Origin of the sequence: Maritimibacter fusiformis (assembly GCF_008086115.1) — a bacterium.
GTDB classification, from domain to species: Bacteria; Pseudomonadota; Alphaproteobacteria; order Rhodobacterales; family Rhodobacteraceae; genus Muriiphilus; species Muriiphilus fusiformis.
In genome coordinates this window covers 223,136-246,603 of sequence record NZ_VSIY01000013.1, presented here as the reverse complement: position 1 = coordinate 246,603, position 23,468 = coordinate 223,136, and the positions used below count along the sequence as shown (strand labels likewise).

25 protein-coding genes are annotated in these 23,468 nt (G+C 67.5%); 17 read left to right on the top strand and 8 right to left on the bottom strand.

Annotated elements, in window-relative coordinates:
- Nucleotides 1-40 precede the first annotated feature (40 nt).
- Both FVF75_RS13460 and rpmB read right to left on the bottom strand, forming a co-directional pair.
- Nucleotides 41-382 carry a hypothetical protein gene (locus tag FVF75_RS13460; protein WP_148378844.1) on the bottom strand — a complete coding sequence of 114 codons (342 nt, stop codon included), beginning with the start codon at nucleotides 380-382 and terminating at the stop codon, nucleotides 41-43.
- Nucleotides 383-479: 97 nt separating this feature from the next.
- Nucleotides 480-770: a 50S ribosomal protein L28 gene (gene rpmB / locus FVF75_RS13455; protein ID WP_148378842.1), complete on the bottom strand. Its 291-nt coding sequence runs from the start codon at nucleotides 768-770 to the stop codon at nucleotides 480-482.
- Nucleotides 771-998: 228 nt separating this feature from the next.
- Between rpmB and hypF the strand changes: the two genes are divergently transcribed.
- The 5 genes from hypF to FVF75_RS13430 all read left to right on the top strand — a co-directional run bounded on the left by hypF (nucleotide 999) and on the right by FVF75_RS13430 (nucleotide 7,796).
- Nucleotides 999-3,242 carry a carbamoyltransferase HypF gene (gene hypF, locus FVF75_RS13450; protein WP_187393076.1) on the top strand — a complete coding sequence of 748 codons (2,244 nt, stop codon included), beginning with the start codon at nucleotides 999-1,001 and terminating at the stop codon, nucleotides 3,240-3,242.
- Between the two features lie 66 nt (nucleotides 3,243-3,308).
- A complete protein-coding gene (locus FVF75_RS13445; protein WP_148378838.1) occupies nucleotides 3,309-3,599 on the top strand; it encodes a HypC/HybG/HupF family hydrogenase formation chaperone in 291 nt (96 codons plus the stop codon).
- Nucleotides 3,596-4,753, top strand: a complete 1,158-nt coding sequence (gene hypD, locus FVF75_RS13440; protein ID WP_148378836.1) for a hydrogenase formation protein HypD — start codon at nucleotides 3,596-3,598, stop codon at nucleotides 4,751-4,753. Before FVF75_RS13445 ends, hypD begins: the two co-directional genes overlap by 4 nt.
- Nucleotides 4,750-5,772 (top strand): hydrogenase expression/formation protein HypE, encoded by a 1,023-nt coding sequence (gene hypE, locus FVF75_RS13435; protein ID WP_148378834.1) that lies wholly within the window; start codon nucleotides 4,750-4,752, stop codon nucleotides 5,770-5,772. The genes hypD and hypE overlap by 4 nt, the downstream gene beginning before the upstream one ends.
- 194 nt (nucleotides 5,773-5,966) lie before the next feature.
- Nucleotides 5,967-7,796 carry an ABC transporter ATP-binding protein gene (locus FVF75_RS13430; RefSeq protein WP_148378832.1) on the top strand — a complete coding sequence of 610 codons (1,830 nt, stop codon included), beginning with the start codon at nucleotides 5,967-5,969 and terminating at the stop codon, nucleotides 7,794-7,796.
- A 3-nt stretch (nucleotides 7,797-7,799) separates the two neighbouring features.
- On the opposite strand, the gene meaB is transcribed toward FVF75_RS13430, so the two are convergent.
- A complete protein-coding gene (meaB, locus tag FVF75_RS13425) occupies nucleotides 7,800-8,777 on the bottom strand; it encodes a methylmalonyl Co-A mutase-associated GTPase MeaB (protein WP_148378830.1) in 978 nt (325 codons plus the stop codon).
- Between the two features lie 201 nt (nucleotides 8,778-8,978).
- Between meaB and FVF75_RS13420 the strand changes: the two genes are divergently transcribed.
- The 4 genes from FVF75_RS13420 to FVF75_RS13405 all read left to right on the top strand — a co-directional run bounded on the left by FVF75_RS13420 (nucleotide 8,979) and on the right by FVF75_RS13405 (nucleotide 14,161).
- Nucleotides 8,979-9,566: a DUF3108 domain-containing protein gene (locus FVF75_RS13420; RefSeq protein WP_187393075.1), complete on the top strand. Its 588-nt coding sequence runs from the start codon at nucleotides 8,979-8,981 to the stop codon at nucleotides 9,564-9,566.
- 24 nt (nucleotides 9,567-9,590) lie between these two features.
- Nucleotides 9,591-12,029: an ATP-dependent helicase HrpB gene (hrpB, locus tag FVF75_RS13415; RefSeq protein WP_148378826.1), complete on the top strand. Its 2,439-nt coding sequence runs from the start codon at nucleotides 9,591-9,593 to the stop codon at nucleotides 12,027-12,029.
- Between the two features lie 139 nt (nucleotides 12,030-12,168).
- The gene (locus FVF75_RS13410; protein WP_246138090.1) at nucleotides 12,169-12,582 is read left to right on the top strand and encodes an NUDIX hydrolase; all 414 of its coding nucleotides are present in this window, start codon (nucleotides 12,169-12,171) and stop codon (nucleotides 12,580-12,582) included.
- Nucleotides 12,583-12,679: 97 nt separating this feature from the next.
- On the top strand, nucleotides 12,680-14,161 hold the full coding sequence (locus FVF75_RS13405) for an inorganic phosphate transporter (RefSeq protein WP_148378822.1): 1,482 nt from the start codon (nucleotides 12,680-12,682) through the stop codon (nucleotides 14,159-14,161).
- Here the strand turns inward: FVF75_RS13405 and FVF75_RS13400 are convergent.
- Nucleotides 14,158-15,084: a cation diffusion facilitator family transporter gene (locus FVF75_RS13400; RefSeq protein ID WP_148378821.1), complete on the bottom strand. Its 927-nt coding sequence runs from the start codon at nucleotides 15,082-15,084 to the stop codon at nucleotides 14,158-14,160. The genes FVF75_RS13405 and FVF75_RS13400 overlap by 4 nt on opposite strands.
- A gap of 66 nt (nucleotides 15,085-15,150) precedes the next feature.
- Between FVF75_RS13400 and FVF75_RS13395 the strand changes: the two genes are divergently transcribed.
- Nucleotides 15,151-15,555 (top strand): MerR family transcriptional regulator, encoded by a 405-nt coding sequence (locus tag FVF75_RS13395; RefSeq protein WP_148378819.1) that lies wholly within the window; start codon nucleotides 15,151-15,153, stop codon nucleotides 15,553-15,555.
- A 19-nt stretch (nucleotides 15,556-15,574) separates the two neighbouring features.
- On the opposite strand, the gene FVF75_RS13390 is transcribed toward FVF75_RS13395, so the two are convergent.
- Nucleotides 15,575-16,276 carry an NAD-dependent deacylase gene (locus FVF75_RS13390; RefSeq protein WP_148378817.1) on the bottom strand — a complete coding sequence of 234 codons (702 nt, stop codon included), beginning with the start codon at nucleotides 16,274-16,276 and terminating at the stop codon, nucleotides 15,575-15,577.
- Here FVF75_RS13390 and FVF75_RS13385 point away from each other — a divergent pair.
- Genes FVF75_RS13385 through FVF75_RS13375 form a run of 3 tightly spaced genes read left to right on the top strand, consistent with a single transcriptional unit; the run spans nucleotide 16,263 to nucleotide 17,471 of the window.
- Nucleotides 16,263-16,571 (top strand): YdeI/OmpD-associated family protein, encoded by a 309-nt coding sequence (locus tag FVF75_RS13385; RefSeq protein ID WP_222861230.1) that lies wholly within the window; start codon nucleotides 16,263-16,265, stop codon nucleotides 16,569-16,571. The two genes, FVF75_RS13390 and FVF75_RS13385, sit on opposite strands and share 14 nt — an antisense overlap.
- Nucleotides 16,568-16,990 carry a hypothetical protein gene (locus FVF75_RS13380; RefSeq protein ID WP_148378815.1) on the top strand — a complete coding sequence of 141 codons (423 nt, stop codon included), beginning with the start codon at nucleotides 16,568-16,570 and terminating at the stop codon, nucleotides 16,988-16,990. The genes FVF75_RS13385 and FVF75_RS13380 overlap by 4 nt, the downstream gene beginning before the upstream one ends.
- 37 nt (nucleotides 16,991-17,027) lie before the next feature.
- Nucleotides 17,028-17,471: a low molecular weight protein-tyrosine-phosphatase gene (locus FVF75_RS13375; RefSeq protein ID WP_148378813.1), complete on the top strand. Its 444-nt coding sequence runs from the start codon at nucleotides 17,028-17,030 to the stop codon at nucleotides 17,469-17,471.
- 3 nt (nucleotides 17,472-17,474) lie between these two features.
- On the opposite strand, the gene FVF75_RS13370 is transcribed toward FVF75_RS13375, so the two are convergent.
- The 3 genes from FVF75_RS13370 to FVF75_RS13360 all read right to left on the bottom strand — a co-directional run bounded on the left by FVF75_RS13370 (nucleotide 17,475) and on the right by FVF75_RS13360 (nucleotide 19,180).
- Nucleotides 17,475-17,783: a hypothetical protein gene (locus FVF75_RS13370; protein WP_148378811.1), complete on the bottom strand. Its 309-nt coding sequence runs from the start codon at nucleotides 17,781-17,783 to the stop codon at nucleotides 17,475-17,477.
- Between the two features lie 95 nt (nucleotides 17,784-17,878).
- Nucleotides 17,879-18,826: a 1-phosphofructokinase family hexose kinase gene (locus FVF75_RS13365; protein WP_148378809.1), complete on the bottom strand. Its 948-nt coding sequence runs from the start codon at nucleotides 18,824-18,826 to the stop codon at nucleotides 17,879-17,881.
- Between the two features lie 72 nt (nucleotides 18,827-18,898).
- Nucleotides 18,899-19,180, bottom strand: coding sequence for an acylphosphatase (locus tag FVF75_RS13360; RefSeq protein ID WP_148378808.1), 282 nt, complete (start codon nucleotides 19,178-19,180; stop codon nucleotides 18,899-18,901).
- Between the two features lie 73 nt (nucleotides 19,181-19,253).
- Here FVF75_RS13360 and FVF75_RS17880 point away from each other — a divergent pair, with 73 nt between their 5' ends.
- From FVF75_RS17880 to FVF75_RS13345, 4 genes are all read left to right on the top strand, one after another.
- Nucleotides 19,254-20,882 carry a DNA methyltransferase gene (locus FVF75_RS17880; RefSeq protein WP_148378806.1) on the top strand — a complete coding sequence of 543 codons (1,629 nt, stop codon included), beginning with the start codon at nucleotides 19,254-19,256 and terminating at the stop codon, nucleotides 20,880-20,882.
- Between the two features lie 86 nt (nucleotides 20,883-20,968).
- Nucleotides 20,969-21,124, top strand: a complete 156-nt coding sequence (locus FVF75_RS17600) for a hypothetical protein (protein WP_166131737.1) — start codon at nucleotides 20,969-20,971, stop codon at nucleotides 21,122-21,124.
- Nucleotides 21,125-21,203: 79 nt separating this feature from the next.
- Entirely contained in the window at nucleotides 21,204-23,003 is a 1,800-nt protein-coding gene (lepA, locus tag FVF75_RS13350) for a translation elongation factor 4 (RefSeq protein ID WP_148378804.1), read from the top strand.
- A gap of 178 nt (nucleotides 23,004-23,181) precedes the next feature.
- Nucleotides 23,182-23,406 carry a hypothetical protein gene (locus tag FVF75_RS13345; protein ID WP_148378801.1) on the top strand — a complete coding sequence of 75 codons (225 nt, stop codon included), beginning with the start codon at nucleotides 23,182-23,184 and terminating at the stop codon, nucleotides 23,404-23,406.
- Nucleotides 23,407-23,468: the final 62 nt, after the last annotated feature.

Here is a 23,468-nt window from a genome sequence, read left to right as displayed (position 1 = left end):
TTGTCTGACTGTCTGTCTGGTTGGTCTGGTCTGATGGGTGTCAGGCCAGGGCAGGCGGGCCGCGTGCAGACGGAGACAACTCGTGCCGGGGCGCGGGGATCGCGACCGGCACCGGGGCAAGACTGGCGATCAGGCGCGGGGCCGGATCGGGGGCGGAAGGCAGCGCCAGCGCGACGGCAAAGACCGAGGTGCCGTCCGGGCAAGGCTCGGTCTGTTCGACGGGTTGGCCGTCGGGGCCGATGGCGATGGTGGTCATGCCGACGCCGGAACAGATCACGATTTCCATGCCGATGTCGTCATTGGCCCCGCGCGCATTGGCCAGCACGAGGCTGGCCAGCGTCAGGGTCAGGGCCATCAGGCAGGAGATCGTCGCGCGCATCATGCCCAAAGGGGTAGGCTGTTGCGCGGTGCCGGGCAAGCGACAAAAAGAAGCGGCCCCGCCGGTGGGCAGGGCCGTTCGGGTCCGATCGGACGGCGGATCAGGCTTCGGCGGCTTGCGCCTTGGCGATCTGCTTCTTGATCTTCAGCGCGTTGGCCGAAAGATCCGCGTCCTTGGCTTTCGCCAGGAACAGGTCGAGGCCGCCCCGGTGGTCGACAGAGCGCAGCGCCGCGGCGGAGATGCGCATCTTGAAGCCCTTGCCAAGGGTTTCCGACACCAGCGTGACATCGTTCAGGTTCGGCAGGAACCGGCGCCGGGTCTTGTTATGGGCGTGGCTGACATTGTTGCCCGTCATCGGGCCCTTGCCGGTCAGTTCGCAGACGCGCGACATTGATCCATCCTCATTTCGCGGGCCGGTTCCGGGCTTGTCCCGGCCTTGCCTGTCAACACAAATGGGCGTCGCCACGGCAACGCCCCGAATTCCGTTCGCGGGCTTTAGGCGCTTTTCGGGGGACCGTCAAGTGAGTCGGGGGCGAAAAACCGGGTGGGTGCGGCGTGGTGGCGATTGCGCTTTCGTGCCTTCGGCGAGAGTATTTTCGCCAAGATGAAAGGGCAGTCAATGGACGGCAGGTTGATCCGGGTGCGCGGCCAGGTGCAGGGCGTGGGGTTTCGTCCCTTCGTCTGGGGCGTGGCGCGGCGCGAGGGGCTGGTGGGCCATGTCCTCAATGATGCCGAGGGGGTTCTGGTGGCGGTGGCGGGTGCGCCCGAGGCGCTCGACCGGATGGCGCGGGCGCTGGCGGAGGAAATCCCGCCGCTGGCCCGGGTCGATGCGGTCGAGGCGGTGGCGTGGGCGGTGCCCGATCCGGCGCCGACCGGCTTTTCCATCGCTGCGAGCGGAGCGCAGGGGGCCGAGACGCGGGTGACGCCGGATGCCGCCACCTGCCCGGCCTGTGCCGCCGAAATCCGCGAGGCCGGCGCGCGCCGTGCCGGATATGCCTTCACCAACTGCACCCATTGCGGGCCGCGCTATACCATCCTGCGCGGCCTTCCTTATGACCGGGGCCAGACCACGATGGCGCCGTTCGAGATGTGCCCCGAGTGCCGCGCCGAATACCGCGACCCCGGCGACCGGCGCTTTCATGCCCAGCCCATCGCCTGCCCGGCCTGCGGCCCGCGCCTTTGGTACGAGGAAGGCGGCGCCGAGGTCGCCGGTGACGCGATCGCGCTGGCGGCGGCGCGGCTGACGGCGGGCGGGATCGTGGCGATCAAGGGGCTGGGGGGCTTTCACCTGGCCTGCGATGCGACCGATGCGGCGGCCATATCGCTTTTGCGCACGCGCAAGAGGCGTCCGGCCAAGCCGCTGGCGCTGATGGCCTCGGCGGAGGTGCTGGCGCGGTTCGCCCGGCCGACGCCCGAGGAGTATTCGCTGCTGGCCGAGCCTGCCGCGCCGATCGTGCTGATCGGCAAGGGCGGCGGCAAGGGCGGCGGGTTGCCGGACGGGCTGGCGCCGGGGCAGGGCAGGCTGGGCTGGATGCTGCCCTATACGCCGCTGCACCACCTGCTGATGGAGGCGGTCGACCGCCCGCTGGTGATGACCTCGGGCAACCTGTCGGGCGAGCCGCAGGTGATCGGCAACGACGAGGCGCGGGGCAAGCTGGGCGGTTTCGCCGATGGCTTCGTGATGCACGACCGCGACATCGCGCGGCGGCTGGACGATTCGGTCGAGCGGGTGACCGGGGCCGGGCCGACGGTGCTGCGCCGGGCGCGCGGGCGGGTGCCGGGAACGCTGCCCCTGCCCGAGGGGTTTGACGACGCGCCGCAGGTGTTGGCGATGGGCGGGCAGATGAAGGCGGCGATCTGCCTGACCAAGAACGGCCAGGCGCTGCTGGGTCATCATCTGGGCGAGTTGGACGAGGCGCTGACCTGGGCCGCCTACCAGCAGGCGCTGGAGGATTACCGGGAGCTGTTCGACCACCGGCCCGATCTGGTGGCGGTCGATCTGCATCCCGGCTACCGCGCCACGCAGGCGGGCGAGGCGACGGGGCTGCCGCTGGTCCGGGTGCAGCATCACCACGCGCATCTGGCGGCGGTGCTGGGGGAAAACCACTGGCCGCTGGACGGCGGGCCGGTGGCGGGGATCGTGCTGGACGGGCTGGGGCTGGGGGCGGATGACACGATCTGGGGCGGCGAGCTGTTGCTGGGCGACTATCGCGGCTTCGAGCGGGTCGGCTGGCTGAAACCGGCACCGCTGGCCGGGGGCGATGCTGCCAACCGCGAGCCGTGGCGCAACCTGATGGTGCGGCTGGACGCCGCCGGGCTGGGCGATCTGGCCGACAGGCTGTTGCCGGAGGCGCCGCGCGATGTGCTCAGGCGCGCGGTGGCGGCGGGGGTGAACAGCCCGCTGTCGTCCTCGGCCGGGCGGCTGTTTGACGCCTTCGCCGCCGCGCTGGGCGTGGCGCCGGGGCGGATGAGCTATGAGGGTGAGGCGGGCATGGCGCTCGAGGCGCTGGCGGAGGGGGGTGGGCCGGCCGCGCCCTATCCGGTGGCGCTTGAGGGGGCCGAGATCGACCCCGCCCCGATGTTTCGAGCCTGGGCCGAGGCGAGTGAGCCGCCCGCCATCGCCGCCGCGCGGTTTCACGAGACATTGGCCGTGGCCTTCGCGGCGCGCGCCAGGGCGCTGGTCGAGGCCGGGCGCGCCGAGGCGGTCGCCTTGTCCGGTGGCGTGTTGCAGAACGCGCTCTTGCAGGACGCGCTGATCCGTCACCTCGCCGGGGTGCCGGTGCTTTTGCATCACGCGGTGCCGGCGAACGATGGCGGGCTGGCGCTGGGCCAGGCGCTGATCGGGGCCGCACGCGGCATTTGATTCAGCGCAAGTCGAGGCGGGCGGGACTGTGCTAACGCTCGCGGATTGCATGAGAGGAGCGGACAGATGTGCCTTGGCATCCCCGGACAGATCATTGAAATCACGGACCCGGATCGGTTGATGGCCATGGCCGATGTCTCCGGCGTGCGGCGCGAGGTCAGCGTGGCCTGCATTCTTGACGGGCCGATCGACGGGCTGATCGGCAAGTGGACGCTGATCCATGTCGGCTTTGCCATGAGCGTGATCGACGAAGCCGAGGCCGCCGCGACGCTGGAGGCGCTGCACGGGCTGGGCGAGGCGCAGGAGACATTGGAGCAGATGCGAGAGGGCGCCAAGGCGCTGGAGGCAGGCGCATGAGATATGTCGAGGAATTCCGCGACCCCAAGGCCGCAAAGGTTCTCTTGGCCGAGATTGCAAAGGTGGCCGACGAGATCGGGGCGACACCCGAAAAGCCGGTGCACATCATGGAGATCTGCGGCGGGCATACCCATGCGATCTTTCGCTATGGCCTTGACCGGCTGACCCATCCGGGGATCGAGTTCATCCACGGCCCCGGCTGCCCGGTCTGCGTTCTGCCGATGGCGCGGGTCGATGAATGCGTCGAGATCGCCGAGCAGGACAACGTCATCTTCACCACCTTCGGTGACGCGATGCGGGTGCCGGGGACGAAGAAATCGCTGCTGCAGGCCAAGGCGGACGGAGCCGATATCCGCATGGTCTACTCCCCGCTCGACGCGCTGGAACTGGCGCGGCGGCATCCCGAAAAAGAGGTGGTGTTCTTCGGGCTGGGGTTCGAGACCACGACGCCCTCGACCGCGCTGTCGATCCAGCAGGCGGCGCGCGAGGGGCTGACCAATTTCTCGGTGTTCTGCAACCATATCGCGGTGCCGCCGCCGATCCGGGTGCTGTTGAGCGATCCGCACATGGTGCTCGACGGTTTCATCGGGCCGGGCCATGTCTCGATGGTGATCGGCATCCATCCCTATGATTTCATCGCCGAGGAGTTCGGCAAGCCCATCGTCGTGGCCGGGTTCGAGCCGGTCGATCTGTTGCAATCGGTGCTGATGGTGCTGACCCAGATCCGCGATGGCCGGGCCGAGGTCGAAAACCAGTATGCCCGCGTCGTGCCGGAACATGGCAACCCGGTCAGCCTGGCGGCGATTGCCGATGTCTACGAGCCGCGCCCCAGTTTCGCCTGGCGCGGACTGGGCGAGATCGACGCCTCGGGGCTGTGCATCCGCCCGAAATACGCCGCCTATGATGCCGAGGCGAAATTCGGCATCGGGTATGGCGCCAAGCGCGCCCGCGACGTGGCCGAGCCGGAAGGCACCGGCTGTGCGCTGGTGATGACCGGGCGGATCAAGCCGACCGGCTGCGCGCTGTTCGGCACCACCTGCACGCCGGAAAACCCGTTGGGTGCGCTGATGGTCAGTTCCGAAGGCGTCTGCGCCGCCTATTACCAATACGGCGGGCGGCGAACGCCCGACCCGGCAACCGAGGCCGCTGAATGAGCCTGCGTGACAAGAGGGTATCGCTGGCCCACGGCGGCGGCGGCAAGGCGATGCGCGACCTGATCGACGAGATCTTCACCGGCGTGTTCGAGCCTGACAGCATGGAAGACCAGGCCCGGCTGAGTGCCGACGCGCTGCGCGACCCCGGCGCGCGGCTGGCCTTTACCACCGACAGTTTCGTCGTCACCCCGGTCGAGTTCCCCGGCGGCGATATCGGCAAGCTCGCGGTCTGCGGCACGGTCAACGATCTGGCTGTCGGCGGCGGCGTGCCGCGCTGGCTGTCGGCGGCGTTCATCATCGAGGAAGGCACCGATGTCGATCTTCTGCGCCGGATCGTGGCGACGATGAAGGTCGAGGCCGACAAGGCGGGGGTTCGGATCGTCACCGGCGACACCAAGGTGGTTGATCGCGGTTCGGCCGACAAGGTGTTCGTCACCACCACCGGCATCGGCATCATCCCGCCCGGGCGCGACATCGCGGCGGTGCATATCCGCCCCGGCGACGTGGCCATCGTCAACGGCGTGCTGGGCGACCACGGCGCCTGCATCCTTGGCGCGCGCGGCGATCTGGCCCTGTCATCGGCCCTGGAAAGCGACTGCGCCGGGCTTGGGCATCTGATGGAAGCGGCATTGGCGGCAGCCCCCAACCTGCGCGCCGCGCGCGATTGCACCCGGGGCGGGCTGGCCTCGGCGCTGAACGAAATTGCCGAGGCTGCTGGCGTTTCTGTCGAAATCGACGAAGAGGCGCTACCGCTGCGAGACGAGGTCAAGGGCACCTGCGAAATCCTCGGGCTCGATCCGCTCTACCTGGCCAATGAGGGCCGGTTGGTGCTGTTCGTGCCCGAAGACGAGGCCGAGGCGGCGCTGGCGGCGATGCGCGGCGTCGACACCGGGGCGGGGGCGGTGATCATCGGGCGTGCCGGCGACGGCCCGGCCGGACAGGTCACGATGCGCACGCTGTTTGGCGGGTCGCGCATCGTCGACATGCTGGTGGGCGAGCAGTTGCCGCGCATCTGCTGATGGCTTTCGCGCGCGTGATCCGGTGCAAAAAGGCGTGACAAGGCGGGGTGCTTGCGCTAACTGACCGCATCCCATGACGGAGGCGCGAATGTATCGACACAGGACTCCTATCCACGGCTAGGCCGTCGGTCCTGTCGGGCTGGCCGCCAGCCCTGATCCATTCGCTTGCCATCTTTCCATTTCGGTGACCCGTCATGTTCCGTTTCTTCGAAAACCTCGTAAATCCCTTCGCACCCCACGATCCGTCCACGCCGCCGGGCAAGATCTGGCCCTACCTGCGTTCGCACTACGGCAATTTCGGCGGCTGGATGGTGTGGATGGCGGCGACCGGCGTTCTGGTGGCGTTGGTCGAGACCGGGCTGATCTTCTACACCGGGCGGATCGTCGATCTGTTGGACATGACCCAGCCGGGGGCGTTCTGGGGCACGCACGGGCTGGAACTGTCGCTGGCCGCGGTCTTCATCCTGTTCCTGCGGCCCATCGTGATCGTCGCCAACCACCTTTTTCTCGAGCAGACTTTGGCCGGCAACATGCAGGATCAGGTGCGCTGGCGGGCGCACAAGCACATGCTTGGCCAGTCGATGGGGTTTTTCCAGAACGACTTTGCCGGGCGGCTGTCGAACCGGGTGATGCAGCTTGGCCCGGCGGTCGAGGATTCGACCTACATGCTGTTCGAAGGCATCTGGTATTCGCTGACCTACGTGCTGGCGGCGATTGCCATCCTTGGCCAGTTCGACTGGCGGCTGTCGCTGCCGCTGGCGGTCTGGCTGGTGCTCTATGTCGCCTATACCCGCTGGATCGCGCGGCGTGTCGCGGTGGCGTCGGAGAAATGGTCCGACGCGCGGTCCTTGGTGACGGGCCGGGTGGTCGATGCCTATGCCAACATCGAAAGCGTCAAGCTGTTCTCGCAGGCCGGGCGCGAAGAGGATTATGTCAAAAGCGCGATGCGCCGTCACCGGCTGCGGTTTCAACGCTTTCTGCGGCTGATGACCGAGCTTTCCTTCGGGCAGAACGTGCTGAACGGGCTGTTGGTGGTCGGGGTGCTCGGCCCGGCGATCTGGCTGTGGACGCAAGGCGTCGTCACGGTGGGCGAGGTCGCGGCGGCCTCGGCGCTGACGATCCGGCTCAACGGCATGTCGGGCTGGATCATGTGGGTGACGATCCGGCTCTTTGAACATGCGGGCGTGATCCGCGAAGGGCTGCGCTCGGTGGCGGTGCCGCATGCGATCACCGATGCGCCGGATGCCGCGCGGCTGAGGATCGAGGCGGGGGAAATCCGTTTCGACGATGTCTCGCATCACTACGGCAAGGGCGTGGGCGGACTGGATCACGTCAGCCTGACGATCCCCGCCGGGCAGAAGGTCGGGCTGGTGGGGCGCTCGGGCGCGGGCAAGTCGTCGCTGGTGAACCTGCTGCTGCGGTTTCGCGATGCCGAGGAGGGGCGCATCCTGGTCGACGGGCAGGAGGTGCGCGCGGTCACGCAGGACAGCCTGCGCGCCGCCATCGGCATGGTCAGCCAGGACAGTTCGCTTCTGCACCGTTCGGTGCGCGCCAACATCCTTTATGGCCGGCCAGAGGCGAGCGAGGACGAGATGATCGCCGCCGCGCGCCGCGCCGAGGCGCATGAGTTCATCCAGAACCTTGAAGACCCGAAGGGCGGCCGGGGCTATGCCGCGCAGGTGGGCGAGCGTGGCGTCAAGCTGTCGGGCGGACAACGGCAACGCATCGCCATAGCGCGGGTGATGCTGAAGGACGCACCGATCCTGGTGCTGGACGAGGCCACCTCGGCGCTCGACAGCGAGGTCGAGGCGGCGATTCAGGACACGCTTTATGGCATGATGGAGGGCAAGACGGTGATCGCCATCGCGCACCGGCTGTCGACCATCGCGCGGATGGACCGGATCGTCGTGCTGGACGAAGGCCGGGTGGTCGAGGATGGCAGCCACGACGAGTTGCTGGCGCTGGGCGGGCTTTATGCCGGTCTGTGGGCGCGGCAATCGGGCGGGTTCCTGGCCGAGGAATAGGCGCTATTCGTCCAGCGTCGCCAACAGGTGTTCGGCGGCGGCGGTGGGAGACATCTCTCCCGCCGCGACCCGGGCGTCCAGCCGTTCGGCCATGGCGCGGATCTTCGGGTCACGCTCCAGCCGTGCGATGAGGCCCGCGCGCAGTTCCTCGGCGAACCAGTGCCGGGCTTGTGCCGCGCGGTTGGCGGCCCAATGGCCCTGTTCGCGCCGCCACTCGGCCAGTTCGCGCATCGCGTCCCACGCCTCGGGCAGCCCGTCCTGCGTCAGTGCCGAGACCAGCAGCGCCTTGGGAAACCCCTCGGGGTCTTGCGGGCGCTTGCGCAGGAGCCGAAGCGCGCCGGAGTAATCGGCGCGGGTGCGCTGGGCGGTGTCGCGCAATTCGCCGTCGGCTTTGTTGACAAGGATCAGGTCGGCCATTTCCATGATGCCGCGCTTGACCCCCTGCAACTCGTCGCCGCCGGCAGGCGCGAGCAGCAGCAGGAACAAGTCGGCCATGCCCGCGACCATGGTTTCCGACTGCCCGACCCCCACGGTCTCGATCAGGACCACATCGAAGCCCGCCGCCTCGCACAGCGCCACGGCTTCGCGCGAACGGCGGGCAACGCCGCCAAGTTGCGTCTGCGAGGGCGAGGGTCGGATGAAGGCACTGGTTTCGCGCGACAGCCGCTCCATCCGGGTCTTGTCGCCCAGGATCGAACCGCCCGAGCGGGCCGAGGACGGATCGACCGCCAGCACCGCCACCTTCAGCCCCTGTTTGATCAGGAACATCCCGAAAGCCTCGATGAAGGTCGACTTGCCGACGCCGGGGGTGCCCGACAGGCCGATCCGCAGCGCCTCGCGCCCGGTGGCGCCGACCGCGTCAAGCAGGCGCGCGGCATTGGCGCGGTGATCGGCGCGGCCGCTTTCGACCAGCGTGATCGCGCGCGCCAGCGCCCGGCGTTCGCCCGCCACAACCCGCTTTGCCAGATCGTCGATATCCATGCCAAACCCCCGGTCTGGCCTCCGTCTTGCCCAGCGGGCCCGGCGATGTCCAGCCGATTTGTCCCGAAGGCAGGTGGTGCCGGGCGATCTGCTATGATGACCTTCTATCCGGGCCGAATCGTCAATTCCGGGGGTCTCATGCGGTTTCGTTTCCTGTTTGCCTTGGTTTGCGGTTTGCTTGGCAGCACCGGTTCGCCGGTGATGGCCGAAACCGAGCGGGTGAGTTTCGGGGTGCGCCTGTTCGGCCTGCCGGTGGGCGTGATGGCGACGGCGATCAACACCGAGGGCAACGGCTATGCCGCCGCGTCGCAGTTTCGCACCACGGGCGTGGTCGGGCTGATCGCGCGGGTGCGCTTCGAGATGGAATCGCGCGGGCGCGGCACCCATCCCGACTTTGACCCCAGCTATTACCGCGAGGATATGGACACCGGCTATCGCACCTCGTCCCGGGATCTGTCGTTCGCGTCGGGCGATCGCCGCGTCGATCCGCTGGCCGCGATCCTGTCGATCCTGTCGGACCGCGCGGTGGAACGGGGCTGCGCCGTGTCGGGGCGAACCTGGGACGGCAAGCGCGCGATGTCGTTCCAACTGGCCGAGCAAAGCCGGGGGGCCGAGGGCGTGACCTGCACTGGCGTCGCGGTGCGCCTGTCGGGCTATACCGCCGAGGAGATGGCCGAAGCGACGCATTTCCCCTTTTCAGTGGATTACGACCTGTCCGGCGCCTGGCTCAGGGTGAGGCAGGCGGTGGTCGATACGATCCACGGCAAGGTTGCGCTTGTCCGCCGCTAGGGCTGCACCGATAACGGGGCCATGATGCCCCGCCTTCCCATCGACGATGCGATCCCTGAAGTGCAGGCCGCGCTGGCCCGTGCCCGGCGTGCGGTGCTGGTGGCGCCGCCGGGGGCGGGCAAGACCACGCGGGTGCCGTTGGCGCTTCTCGGCCTGATCGAGGGCCGGATCCTGATGCTGGAGCCGCGACGGCTGGCGGCGCGCGCGGCGGCGGAGCGGATGGCCGAGACGCTGGGCGAGGCGGTGGGCGACACCGTCGGCTATCGCATCAGGGGTGAGGCCAAGGTGGGCAAGCCGACCCGGATCGAGGTGGTGACCGAGGGTATCCTGACCCGGATGCTGCAATCGGACCCGTCGCTCGAGGGTGTCGGCGCGGTGATCTTCGACGAGTTTCACGAACGCTCGCTCAACGCCGATCTGGGGCTGGCGCTGTGCTGGGAGGCGCGGGGGGCGCTGCGCGAGGATCTGGTGGTGCTGGTGATGTCGGCCACGCTCGACGCCGGGCCGGTGGCGGCGCTGCTGAACGATGCACCGGTGGTGCTGTCCGAGGGGCGGGCGTTCCCGGTCGAGACCATCTGGCTGGATTCGCCCTTGCCCAAGGCCGAGCGGTTCGAGGCGTCGGTGGCGGCGCTGGTCGAACGCGCTGTGGCCGAGACCGGGGGCGGCGTGCTGGTGTTTTTGCCGGGCGAGGGCGAGATCCGGCGGGTCGAGGCGACGTTGTCCGGGCGGTTGCCCGAGGGCTGCGTGATCCGGCCCTTGTTCGGGGCGATGGAGATGGCCGCCCAGCGCGCGGCGATCCGGGCGGAGGCGGGCGGGCGCAAGGTGGTGCTGGCCACGTCGATCGCGGAGACTTCGCTGACCATCGAGGATATCCGCGTCGTGGTCGATGCCGGTCGGGCCCGCCGCGCGCGGGTCGATCCGGGGTCGGGGATGAGCCGGCTGGTGACGGAGCGTGTCTCGCGCGCCGAGGCGGATCAGCGCCGGGGCCGGGCGGGGCGGGTGGCGCCCGGCACATGCTACAGGATGTGGACCAAGGGCGAAGAGGGGGCGCTGCCCGCCTTTGCGCCCGCCGAGATCGAGGTCGCCGACCTGACGCCGCTGGCGCTGGAACTGGCGCTGTGGGGGGCGGGCGACGGTGCTGGGCTCGCGTTCCTGACGCCGCCCAATCCGGGGGTTCTGGGCGAGGCGCGGGCGCTGCTCGAAAGCCTTGGCGCATTGGACGGGGGCCGGATCACCGCGCATGGCAAGGCGCTGGCGCGGCTGCCGCTGCATCCGCGCATCGGGCACATGCTGGTGCGCGCCGGAAAGGCGGCGGCGTCGCTGGCCGCCCTTCTGGAGGAGCGCGATCCGCTGCCGCGCGGCGGGCCGGTGGAGCTGTCCCTGCGGCTGGCGGCGATTGCCGATCCGGGGCGGTTTCAGCGCGAGCACGGTATCGCGCCCAACCGTGGCACGGTCGAGCGCATCCGCCTGGAGGCCAAGCGGCTGGCGCGGATGGTGGAGGCGGGGCCGGACCTTGCCCGGGCGCAGATGGCGGCGCTGGCCTATCCCGACCGGGTGGGCCTGCGCCGCCCGGGGGACGATCCGCGCTATGTGCTGTCGGGCGGCAAGGGCGCGGTGCTGGATGAGGCCGATCCGCTGGCCGGGCAGCGGCTGATCGTCGTCACCGACACCGACGGCAACCCGCGCGAGGCGCGGGTGCGCATGGCGACCGCGCTGACAGAGGCCGAGTTGCGCGCGGTGCATGGCGAGGCGATCGGCTGGGTGCGTGTCTGCGACTGGTCGCGGCGCGAGGGCCGCGTGGTGGCGCGCGAACAGGAACGCTTTGGCGCGCTGGTGCTGGATGACCGGGTTTGGCGCGACGCCGACCCGCAGGTGGTGGCACGCGCGATGCTGGACGGGGTGCGCCAGATCGGGCTGGCCCCCTCGCCGGGTGCGCGGCGGTTCATGGCGCGGGTCGAGCTTGTGCGCGCGGCGGACAGGGACTTGCCGGAGATGACCGAGGCGGCGCTGATGGACGGGCTGGAGGACTGGCTGTTGCCGCACCTGGCCGGGGTGCGAAGTGCCGCCGACTGGAAACGCTTCGACATCCTCGACGCGCTGCGCGCCCGGCTGGATTGGGGGCAGATGCAGCGGCTCGACGCGGCAGCACCGGCGCAGTTCGTCACCCCGCTGGGCCGCAAGGTGCCGGTGGACTATTCCGGCGAGGCACCGGAAATATCGGTGCGGCTGCAGGAGATGTTCGGGCTGACCCGGCACCCGACGGTGGGGACCACGCCGATGCGGGTGACGCTCTTGTCGCCCGCCGGGCGTCCGGTGCAGACCACCACCGACCTGCCGGGATTCTGGGCCAGTTCCTACGCCGATGTGCGCAAGGACATGCGCGGACGCTATCCCAGGCACCCCTGGCCGGAAGATCCGACCGCCGCCGCGCCGACCCTGCGCGCCAAACCGCGTGAAAAGTGATATTTGCGTGCACAAACCCGACAGTGGTTTGCATTTCGTCAACTATTTCCTTATATTCATCAGACAATAACAAGAAAAAACAGGCGGTTTCGAAATGTCGTCATTGATATCCAAAGCTTGGGGCGAGGTCTTTCGCCCCATGATCAAGCGTCCCAGCGGCTTCCAGGTCGCGGCGCTGTGCTATCGCAAATCCAAGGGCCGCAAAGAGGTGCTGTTGATCACCACCCTCGGCACCGGTCGCTGGATGCTGCCCAAGGGCTGGCCGATGGACGGCAAATCCGCCGCCGAGGCCGCGCGCATCGAAGCCTGGCAGGAGGCCGGGGTGAAAACCGCCCGCGTAGGGCGCAAGCCGGTGGGCGAATTCGCCTATGTCAAACACCATGACGACGGGTTGGAAGAGCCGTGCTCGGCCCGGGTCTATCCGCTCAAGGTCAAGGAATACGTCGAGGATTATCCCGAGGCGGGCCAGCGCAAGCGCCAGTGGGTGCCGCTCGAAACGGCCGCCGACCTTGTCGAGGAAGACAGCCTGAAAGTGCTTTTGCGCGCCTTCTGAGCAGGCGTCGAAAACGCGGCGTTGCATTACGTCCGCCAGTGCGGTAACCGCCCCCTGAACCGTTCGGTTTTCCAAAAACCGCCGCAGGGGGCGTGTCGTGAGCATCGGGAAAAAGGGTCGCCAGTGGCAAACACTGGACAAGGATCTCGGCCGCATCGGCCAGCTCGAACTTGCAACCCAGTATGTCGCGCGCCCGATGGTGGGCATGGGTATCGCGTTGGCCTTCATCGTCGTCGCCGCCCTGATCTCGACGGTATTTTTCGGCCAGAAACCAACCAATTACGTGGTGATCGCGGCGGCGGCGTTCGGCGCCTACATGGCGTTGAACATCGGCGCCAACGATGTTGCCAACAACATGGGCCCGGCGGTCGGCGCCAATGCGCTGACGATGGGCGGCGCCATCGTGATCGCGGCGCTGTTCGAAAGCGCGGGCGCGCTTCTGGCCGGTGGCGACGTGGTGTCGACCATTTCCAAGGGCATCATCGACCCGCATTCGGTCGAACAGGCGGACGTGTTCATCTGGGCGATGATGGCGGCGCTGATCTCGTCGGCGCTGTGGGTCAACCTGGCCACCTGGGTCGGCGCGCCGGTCTCGACCACCCATTCGGTCGTGGGCGGCGTGATGGGCGCGGGGATCGCCGCGGCCGGTCTGGGCGCGGTCAACTGGACCTCGATGAGCGCGATTGCCGCCAGCTGGGTGATTTCACCGGTGCTGGGCGGTGTCGTGGCGGCGGCGTTCCTGGCCTTCATCAAGCGCTATATCATCTACCAGGACGACAAGATCGCCGCGGCCCGGCGCTGGGTGCCGGTGCTGATCGGCATCATGGCGGGCGCGTTCGCGGCCTATCTCGGGGTCAAGGGCCTGCAGCGGATCGTGGATATCGACCTGCCGGTGGCGCTGATGATCGGCGTCGGGGTCGGCGCGCTGGCCTATGTCGCCGCCGCGCCGCTGATTCGCCGCCAGTCCGAGGGCATGGAGAATCGCAACAAGTCGCTGAAAACGCTGTTCGCCCTGCCGCTGGTGTTGTCGGCGGCGCTGCTGTCCTTTGCCCACGGCGCCAATGACGTGGCCAACGCGGTCGGCCCGCTGGCCGCCATCGTCCATGCCGAGAGCATCGGCGAGTTCGCCGGCAAGGTCACGATCCCGCTCTGGGTGATGGTGATCGGGGCGTTCGGCATTTCCTTCGGGCTGCTGTTGTTCGGGCCGAAGCTCATCCGCATGGTCGGCAGCCAGATCACCAAGCTCAACCCGATGCGCGCCTATTGCGTGGCGCTGTCGGCCGCGATCACGGTGATCGTGGCCAGCTGGCTGGGTCTGCCGGTCAGTTCCACGCATATCGCCGTGGGCGGTGTGTTCGGCGTCGGGTTCTACCGTGAATGGCACGCCACGCGGCGCCGGCGCGCGAACAACCAGAACCGCCCTGCCGAAACCCGGATTGCCGCCGAGGAAGTGCGCCGCCGCAAGCTGGTGCGCCGGTCGCATTTCATGACCATCGTTGCGGCCTGGGTGATCACGGTGCCGGCAGCGGCGCTGATGTCGGCGCTGATCTACCATATGCTCACGCTGATCGTCGACTAGGCCCCGATCTGCGCCGCCCCATCGCACGCCGCCCCCGGCTGCTCGGTGTCGAGCGTCACGTGGGTGATCGCGAACCGGTCCTTGAGGGCCGCCCGCACCCGCGCCTTGACCGCGGCGAGATCGTCGAGGGTTTCCGCCTCGGTCACCACATGCGCCTCGAGCGAGGTGGCGTGTTCCGAGATCTGCCAGATGTGCAGGTGATGGACGTTGACCACGCCCTCGACCGCCTGCATGACATCCAGCACCTCGCCCGGCTCGATATCCGGCGGGCTGCCCAGCATCAGGATGCGGATCACCGTGCGGATCTCGGTCAGGGCCAGCCACAGGATATAGCCCGCGATCCCCAGCGTCACGATCGGGTCGGCCAGCCGCCAGTCGAACCACAGGATCAGCACGCCCACCACGATCACCGCGACCGATCCCAGCGCGTCGGCGAGGTTGTGCAGGAACGCGGCGCGGATGTTCAGGCTTTGCCTGGACAGCCGGTAGGTCAGCAGCGCGGTCACCAGGTCGACCACCAGCGCAAATCCCGCCACCGCGATCATCAGTACGCCGTCGATGCCGGGCGGCTCGATGAAACGCTGGGCGGCCTCCCACACGAGGTAGAGGCCGATCAGGATCAGCGTGGAGTAGTTGATCAGCGCGGCCACCAGTTCGGCGCGCTTGTAGCCGAAGGTCATGGTCGCATCGGTGGGCCTGCGGGCGATCTTGCGCGCGCCCCAGGCGATGGCCAGCGAGGCGGCGTCCGACAGGTTGTGCACCGCATCGGCGATCAGCGCGACCGAGCCTGACAGGATGCCGCCGACGATCTCGGCGACCGTCAGCAGGACATTGATCGCAACCGCCGCTCCGACCGCGCGGTCGCCGGCGTCGGGGTCGACGTGATGGTGGTGGCCGTGGTGGCCGGAATGGTCGTGGGGCATGGGGTTTCCTTTCCGCCAGACCTATGTAATCTCTCTAGTCGCTAGAGGTTCAAGGGGAAAAATACGTTGTTTTCCATAGGCCAGTTGTCGCGTCGCACCGGGGTCAAGGTGCCGACGATCCGATACTATGAGGGGCTTGGGCTGATCGTGCCCGAGGGCCGCACCGAGGGCAACCAGCGGCGCTATGACAAGGCCGGGCTGGACCGGCTGGCCTTCATCCGCCATGCCCGCGCCCTCGGTCTGCCGCTGGAGGCGATCCGCGAGCTGATCATGCTCGACCCGACCAGCCATGCCGACACCCACCGCATCGCGACGACGCACCTGGCTGACGTGCGCAAGCGGATCGCGCGGCTGAGGCAGCTTGAGGCCGAGCTTGCCCGGATCGTGCAAAGCTGTGATGGCGGGCCGGGGCATGAATGCGATATTCTCGCAGCCCTTGGCGATCACGGGAAATGCGACGGGGCGCACTGAGCGGCGAAGGTCCGCGCGATCAGGCGGGGGGCGAACCGGCCAGCACCTCGTCGACCCAGGCGGGCACCACCTCGCTCGCCAGACCATAGCGGGCCTTGTCGAAGGCATGCGCGACATCGGAGGCTTCGAGGTTCAGTTCCAGTGTCCGCGCCCCGGCCTGCCGCGCCTCGGCCACGAAGCCCGCCGCCGGATAGACGCTGCCGGAGGTTCCGATGGCGACGAACAGATCGGCCCGGGAAAGGGCGGCCATGATCTCGTCCATGCGGTAGGGCATCTCACCGAACCACACCACGTCAGGCCGGGTCGCGGTCGCGGCGCAGGCCGGGCAGGGGTCGTCAGGGGCCATGATGTCGGGCGCGTCCCAGCGGTGGCCGCAGGCGGCGCAAAGCGCGCGGTCAAGCCGGCCATGCATGTGGATCACGCCCTTTGCCCCGCCGCGTTCGTGCAGGGTGTCGATGTTCTGGGTCACCAGCGTGGCCGTGTCCGGCATGGCGCGCATCAATCGGCCCAGGGCCAGATGCCCCGCATGCGCGGCCGCATCCCGGCAGACGGCGCGGCGGGCGTTGTAAAACTCGTGCACCAAGGCCGGGTTGCGCGCGAACCCCTCGGGCGTGGCCACTTCGTTCAGGTCGTACCTGGTCCACAGGCCGCCCACGTCGCGAAACGTGCCCAGCCCGCTTTCGGCGGAAATCCCGGCGCCGGTGAGGATGACGATGTTCATGGCGAAATCCTGCCCGCTTGACCGGATCGCCGCAAGCCGCCACGCTCAAACCATGCTCAGGCGCGATCCGAACCCGATGCCCGATGACATTGCCGACCGGCTCAGGGCCGAGGGGCTGGACGAGGCTTACCAGGCCCGTCCGCCCTATCAGCGCAATGACTACCTGGGCTGGATCGCGCGGGCGAAACGCGCCGAGACGCGGGAAAAACGCATACGGCAGATGCTGGACGAACTGGCCGGCGGGCGGCTTTACATGAAAATGGTCTGGCGCGAACGGGGAGGGGAGAACCGATGAGGACACCGTGGCACCTTTGGGTGATCGGGATCGTGTCGCTCGCGTGGAACGCGGGCGGGGTCTATGACTACCTGATGATGCAGATGGGGGTCGAAAGCTACCGCGCGATGATGACGCCGGACCAGGCCGCGTGGTACGACGCGCTGCCGGTCTGGCTGAACATCTTCTGGGCGCTCGGCGTCTGGGGGGCGATCCTCGGCTCGATCCTGCTTCTGCTGCGCTCGCGGCTGGCGGCGCTGTCGTTCTCGGTCTCGCTGATCGGGATCATCGTCAACATCTCGTTCACCATCGCCGGGGGCACCGATGTGGTTGATATGATGGGGCCCGGCGCGATGGCGTTCTCGGCGGCGGTGATCGTTGTTGCGCTGCTGTTGTGGCTCTATGCCCGCGCCATGCTGCGCGCCGGGGTGCTGCGCTGACTTGTCGGCCCGGCGGGCGGCGGCTAGAAGCCCGGGGATGACCCGGCGCGTTCTCTTCGTCTGTCTCGGCAACATCTGCCGCTCGCCCGCCGCCGAAGGGGTGGTGCGCGAGATCGTCGGGGACCGCCTGCGGCTGGACAGTGCCGGCACCTCGGACTGGCATCGCGGCAAGCCGCCCTATCGCCCGATGATCGACGCCGCCGCCCGGCGGGGGATCGACCTGCGCGGGCTGCGTGCGCGCCAGTTCACCCGGCGCGATTTCCTCGACTTCGATCTGATCGTGGCGATGGACCAGGACAACCGCGCCGATATCGAACGGCTGCGGCCCGAGGGCGCGACGACGCCGGTCCGCCTGTTCACCGACTATGTCCCCGAGACCGGGCTGGACCACGTGCCAGACCCCTATTACACGCGCGATTTCGAGGCCACGCTGGACCTGATCGAGCTGTGTGCGGCGGGGCTGGTCCGCGATCTGTTCTGAGGGTTACTGGCAGTATTTCTCGGCCGTCGCGCCGAACACCTGCCACTTTTGCCAGAACGCCGCGTCCGACCGGCTGGCCGACATCCTGAGAACCTGGGTCTCGTGCGGGTCCTTGAAGAACTTGGCGCCGCGCCGCTGTTCGCTGGACGACAACACCGTGTCCGCGACCTGCTGGATACAGTTGCAAAGCACCCGCGTGCGCCCGGGCCGGTCCGACCCCAGACAGGCGTTTTCGATGATGCCGCCGGCCTGGGCCGGGGCCGCGCTGAACATGGCCATGCCAAGGGCAAGGGCCGCTATCGTCCGTTTCATGGTCTGCCTCTTCGTTCCCGGCGTTCCCGGTTGTGATTGCGAGATTCGATAGCAGAAATCGCGGGTCGCCGCAATTTCATCGCGCGCGCCTGTGCTCAGATGCGGGCCAGTGTCGCGGCCTTTGCCAGCGCCTCGACATCGGCCTTCTGGCACAGGCCGGTCGCGTCGCTCATCACCGCCGCCGAGGCTGCGGCGACGCCCTGCACCAGCGCATCCTGCCAGGCCGCGCCGCGTTCGACCGCAAGCGCGAAGGCGCCGACGAAACTGTCGCCCGCGCCGACCTTGGACTTGACCGGCACCGGCGGCGTGTTGGAATGCCAACGCCCGCCCTTGGTGGCCAGCACCGAGCCATCGGGGCCGAGCGCCAGCACCACGACCTCGGCCACGCCGCGCTTGACCAGGTCTTCGGCAAAGTCCGCCACCTCGGTGTGCGAGGCGAACGACCGCCCGGCCAGATCCTCGCTTTCGGCGCCGTCAAGGCGCAGCACGTGCTGACGCGCCGACCCGACATTCAGAAGCGCGCGCAGCGGTGCGCCGGAGGTGTCGAGGATCAGCCTGGCCCCGGCCTCGTCGACCCGCGCGGCCAACTGGGTCGGGAAATGCAGCGGCACGCCGGGCGGCTGGCTGCCGGACAGGACCACATAGCCGCCCCTGGGCGTCACCGCCGCGATCGCGTCGAGCGCGCCATCGGCCTCGTCCGGCGACCAGCGCGGGCCGGGCATGACAAAGCGGAACTGCTTGCCGGTGGAGCGGTCGGTGACCGCCAGCGATTGCCGGGTTTCGCCGTGGATTTCGTAGACTTCGGGGGTCACAGGTTCGTGCCGGAGCAGGTCGAGATACTCCTGCCCGTGAAACCCCGACAGCGCCACGAAGGCGGTGGCCATGCCGCCAAGCTCGCCGATGGCGCGGGCCACGTTGATGCCGCCGCCGCCGGTGTCGCGCACCGGGGCGGCGCAGCGCAGCTTGTCGCCGGGGCGCACATGGTCGACCGTCGTCGAGATGTCGAGCGCGGGGTTGAGCGTGACGGTCAGGATGTCGGACATGGCGGCACTCGGGATCGGCTACGTTTGCGCTATCATTACGCCGCCCGGCGCGTGACCACAATACGCCCGGGGCTAATGGCGGATGGTGAACCCCGACAATCCCGGCTCGGCGGCCACGTCCTCGGCCTGCACGTCCTGAACCCGCGCCGCCCCCGGCCCCTGCCACATCAGGGTCAGCATCGCCTCGACCGCCTCGCGCGGCCCCTCGAGATGCGCCAGGACCGCGCCGTCGCCCCGGTTCATCACCCAGCCCGTCAGCCCCAGCCGCGCCGCCTCGGCCCGGGTCCAGGCTCGAAACGCCACGCCCTGCACCCGCCCGGTCACGCGCACCTGTTTTATGGCTGTCTGGGTCATCGCCCCTCGATCCTTGCCTGCCCGGTCAGGATGCGCAAAGATCGCGTCAACCATTTGGGCGTATCCGGGCAGTATGACAAATCATCTCTACTATGGCGACAACCTCGAAGTGCTGCGCAATTCCATCGCGGATGAGAGCGTCGATCTGATCTATCTGGACCCGCCGTTCAATTCGAATGCCAGCTATAACGTGCTGTTCAAGGGGCCGTCGGGCAACGAGTCCGCCGCCCAGATCGAGGCGTTCGACGACACCTGGCACTGGAACGATTCAGCCGAGGCGGCGTTTGGCGAGGTGCTGCGCTCGGGCAACGGGGCGGCGGCGGAAATGCTGCGCGCGATGCGCTCGTTTCTGGGCGAGAACGACATGATGGCCTATCTGGCGATGATGGCGGTCAGGCTGATCGAGCTGCACCGGGTCTTGAAGCCCACCGGCAGCCTCTACCTGCACTGTGACCCAACCGCGAGCCACTACCTGAAGATACTGCTGGATGCGGTGTTTGGTGCGAAGAGATTTGTGAACGAGATCAGTTGGCGCCGGACCACGGCAAAAGCGGATTACAAGCAGGGGGCAAAACACTTCCCCAGGGTGCGAGATATAATTTTTCGCTACTGGAAAGAAGGCACAGGTGAACTGATCTACAATCAGCCTTTCGGTGAATATGACGAAAAATATGTTGCAACAAAATATCGAAACAAAGACGAGAACGGTCGGCATTATCGGCTAGATAACCTGACCGGACCGGGTGGTGCGGCAAAAGGGAATGCGCACTATGAAGTGATGGGTGTTACGCGGTATTGGCGATACACTAGGGAGAAAATGGAGCAGCTCATACAGGATGGGCGTATAGTTCAAACAAAGCCGGGGGGTGTTCCGCAATACAAGCGCTACCTTGATGAGATGCCCGGCGTTCCGATTTCGGACGACTGGGACGACATTCGTCCGATCAACTCCCAAGCCCAAGAACGCCTCGGCTACCCCACCCAGAAACCCGTCGCCCTGCTGGAGCGCATCCTTTCGGCCTCGTCCAACCCCGGCGACGTGGTGCTCGACCCGTTCTGCGGCTGCGGCACCACGGTTCACGCGGCGCAGAAGCTGGGGCGGAAATGGATCGGCATCGACGTGACCCATCTGGCCATCGGCCTGATCGAAAAACGCCTGCGCGACGCCTTCGAGGACGTTGAGTTCACCACCCACGGCGTGCCGCAGGATATATCCGGCGCGCGCGACATGGCCCGGCGCGGGCGCGACGACAAGAACTACTATTTCGAGTTCGAGAAATGGGCGCTGTCCCTGATCAACGCCCAGCCCGGCAACATGTCGAAAAAGGGCGCCGACCGGGGCATCGACGGCAATATCTATTTCGGCAAGACCCACCGCGCCATCGTCTCGGTCAAGGCCGGCGACAACATCGGCGTCTCGATGGTCCGCGACCTGCGCGGTGTGATCGAGCGTGAGGGTGCCGAGGTCGGCATCTTCCTGACCCTCACGGAACCCAAGAAGACCATGATCGCCGAGGCCGCCGCCGCCGGGCTGTGCGAGATCGAGGGGTTCGAGCCGGTGCCGCGCATCCAGATCGTCAGCATCGAGGAGGCGCTGGAACTGCGCGACCGCGCCCTGCGCCTGCCGCTGTCGCGCTCCGACACCTTCAAGAAGGCCGCCCGCGAGGAGGATCGGGGGCGGCAGGGCAAGCTGGATCTGTGACCGAAGACCGCGACCCATTCAACCGATTGCCGCGCGGGCTGATCTGCGGACCCGACCGAAGCGATGACTTCAAGGCGGGACATCGCATGGCCCTGCGCGCGGCGGTCGCCTGGCTTCATGCCGAGGCCGAAACGATGAACGACCCCAAGGCGCGCGCCATCCTAAACTCCGCCGCCCACGGCCTTGGCGTCGTCGCCCGGCAATCGAAACAGCGTGCCGGGGGAGATACCCCGGACCCGTAGAGCCGTGTTCACCCCGCCGTCCGCCGCAGGGGTGGCATCCCCATTGACGAACGCCCCTTTCCCCCGCATATCCACGCCCATGACAGACCTCGCCCATATCCGCAATTTCTCGATTGTCGCCCATATCGACCACGGCAAATCCACCCTTGCCGACCGGCTGATCCAGGAGACCGATACCGTCTCGGCGCGCGACATGAAGGCGCAGATGCTCGATGCGATGGATATCGAGCGCGAGCGCGGCATCACCATCAAGGCCAACACGGTGCGGCTGAACTACACCAGCGACAACGGCGAGGCCTATGTGCTGAACCTGATCGACACGCCCGGCCATGTCGATTTCGCCTACGAGGTCAGCCGCTCGATGCGCGCGGTCGAAGGCTCGCTGCTGGTGGTCGATTCGACGCAAGGGGTCGAGGCGCAGACGCTGGCCAACGTCTACCAGGCGATCGACGCGGACCACGAGATCGTGCCGGTGCTCAACAAGATCGACCTGCCGGCGTCCGATTGCGACCGGGTGGCCGAGCAGATCGAGGACGTGATCGGCATCGACGCCTCGGGCGCGATCCGGGTTTCGGCGAAAACCGGCGTCGGCATCCACGAGGTGCTGGAGGCCATCGTCCACCACCTGCCCGCCCCCAAGGGCACGCGCGACGCGCCGCTCAAGGCGATGCTGGTGGACAGTTGGTATGACGCCTATCTCGGGGTGATCGTGCTGGTGCGCATCATGGACGGGGTTCTGAAAAAGAACGACCGGGTCAGGATGATGCAGAACGGATCGGTCCACCAGGTCGACCGGATCGGGGTGTTCCGCCCCGGCATGATGCCGGTGGACGAGCTTGGGCCGGGCGAGATCGGTTTCATCACCGCCTCGATCAAGCAGGTCCGCGACACGCGGGTGGGCGACACCATCACGCATGAGAAAAAGGGCACCGACCGCGCGCTGCCGGGCTTCAAGCCGTCGGTCCCGGTGGTGTTCTGCGGCCTCTTTCCGGTGGATTCGGCCGAGTTCGAAGACCTGCGCGACGCGATCGAGAAACTGGCGCTGAACGACGCGAGCTTCAGCTACGAGATGGAGACCTCGGCGGCGCTGGGCTTCGGCTTTCGCTGCGGGTTCCTCGGGCTGTTGCACCTCGAAGTGGTCCGCGACCGGCTGGAGCGTGAATACAGCATCGAGCTGATCACCACCGCGCCCAGCGTGGTCTATCACATCTTCATGAAGGACGGGACGATGCGCGAATTGCACAACCCCGCCGACATGCCCGACCTGACCTATGTCGACCATATCGAGGAACCCCGCATCAAGGCGACGATCCTGGTGCCGGACGAGTTCCTCGGGGATGTGCTGAAACTCTGCCAGGACCGGCGTGGCATCCAGCTCGACCTGACCTATGCCGGGTCGCGGGCGATGGTGGTCTACGACCTGCCGCTGAACGAGGTGGTGTTCGACTTCTACGACCGGCTGAAATCGGTGACCAAGGGCTATGCCAGCTTCGACTACCAGTTGACCGGCTACCGCGCCGACAACCTGGTCAAGATGCAGATCCTGGTGAATGAAGAGCCGGTGGATGCGCTGTCGACCATGGTGCACCGCGACCGCGCCGAGATGCGCGGACGGGCGATGGTCGAAAAGCTCAAGGACCTGATCCCCCGCCACATGTTCAAGATCCCGATCCAGGCGGCCATCGGCGGCAAGGTGATCGCGCGCGAAACCCTGTCGGCGCTGCGCAAGGACGTGACGGCCAAATGCTACGGCGGCGATGCAACGCGCAAAAAGAAGCTGCTGGAAAAGCAGAAGGCGGGCAAGAAGAAGATGCGCCAGTTCGGCAAGGTGGATATCCCGCAAGAGGCGTTCATTTCGGCGTTGAAGATGGATTCCTGACCGGACTCCACACGTCGTCACCGACACCACCGGGCCGTGGTTGGCGAATTCCGTCGCCGCGGTCGACCCGCATCAGGTGCGGGACATGGTCCAGCCTATCGAAAACCGCAGGTTGGACGTGCCACCGGAACCATCCCCGGCTCCAAGCGTTCTCTTCTCAGACCGAAAGGAGACCGTCATGACCTATGGATGGAGATTGCTGTTCATTCCCCTCTGGGCGCTTTGTATCGCCGGCGGTGCGCTGGTCGCGTTCTTTGCGTTCGGCTGGTATTCCTGGGCCGCCTTTGTCGTGGCCGGCATCATCGGCGCGGCCATCGGGGTGCCTGCGGGCATCTGGAATACCCGCAAGGTGCGGCGCGAAGACCCGGACTGGTCGGTGAGGCGCGGCGCGCCCGTGCGCTGAGGGTCCGCGTCCGACAGGCTGGGGCGATTTGTCGTCACGTGCCAGTCTTGTCTTTCTTGCCG